This is a genomic window from Bacillus sp. GMs2/2, from assembly GCF_050172095.1.
GTDB classification, from domain to species: Bacteria; Bacillota; Bacilli; order Bacillales; family Bacillaceae_G; genus Bacillus_A; species Bacillus_A cereus.
The window spans coordinates 1-1,081 of the sequence record NZ_JBNLYE010000739.1 but is presented as its reverse complement, the minus strand read 5'-3'; the positions used below and the strand labels follow the sequence as shown (position 1 = coordinate 1,081).

Sequence of the window (1,081 nt, the reverse complement as noted above, 5' to 3'; positions counted from 1 at the left end):
ATCATTGATTACTTCTCCATTTTTATCAACTTTTAATTCATCTCTAAGCACTGGTATTTCCTTGTAAAGTTCCGATAAAAATTGATAAAATAAGGATTTATTTAATCCTGCATAATCAAAAATAAGATTAGAAAAATGAATTGGGCTTACTAAACCTAAATTATCATTTGGCATATCAAAGTTTGCATACATTAATAGCGGCGTTTGCGCCATCGCTAAACGTTCACTCGGTGTTTTTTCATTCGTTATATACCCGTTTTCTTTATAAAAAGATTTATTTGTTCCTAGTGATGGAAGATGATCTCCAAAGAATACTAATAATGTAGGTCTATCTAAATTATCTAGTTGCTCTATTAAATATTGAAGTGCCTCATCTGAACGTCTTAACCCTTCTGTATACGTCTCTAATTCTCCCTTTGATTCTTCATTTTCTAGCCCGCTAATTTCTATTAGGTTTTCACCAAATCGGCCCTCTGTAAATGGAAAATGATTTTGCATCGTAACTGCATGAATAAATGTAGGCTGTTTTTGTTCCTCTAACTCAGCAATTATCTCTTTACTCATCGCTAAATCACTAATATAATCTCCATCAATATCCATATTTTTCATCGTGTCCTCTGCATTAAACTTATCAAATCCTAACACCTTATATACATCATCACGTTTAAAGAATGTGCGACCAAATGAATGAATTGCACTTGTGTAATACCCTTCTTTTTTCAACGCCGTAGGGATTGATGGAATTTCTTTCTTATTTGTAATAACCTGCTGATATGGTATAGAACCTGGCTTTAACAAACTCATTGAATAACTTGTTAATGCCTCAAATTCAACGTTCGCTGTATTTCCCCCAAATGTAGGAGAAATAGTTTGTCCCCCAGGAAAGTTTTCTATATAATGATGCAAATTTGGTACAGGATCTTCACTAAAAGAAAGGTTGGTTACTTTCGTCGGATCCCAAAACGATTCACTCATTACAAAAATAATATTCGGTTTCTCTTTTTTCTTTTGATTCCCTATATTTCCACTATATTGTTTTTTTATATCGTTTGCTATTTGAAGCATATTTTCTTTAGAATAA

Annotated in this window: 1 protein-coding gene; it reads right to left on the bottom strand. The window is 32.4% G+C overall.

Annotated features, from left to right (window positions below; translation table 11 throughout):
• The coding region (locus ACQGS6_RS29175; RefSeq protein ID WP_426966084.1) for an LTA synthase family protein at window positions 1-1,081 on the bottom strand (1,081 nt) is incomplete at both ends.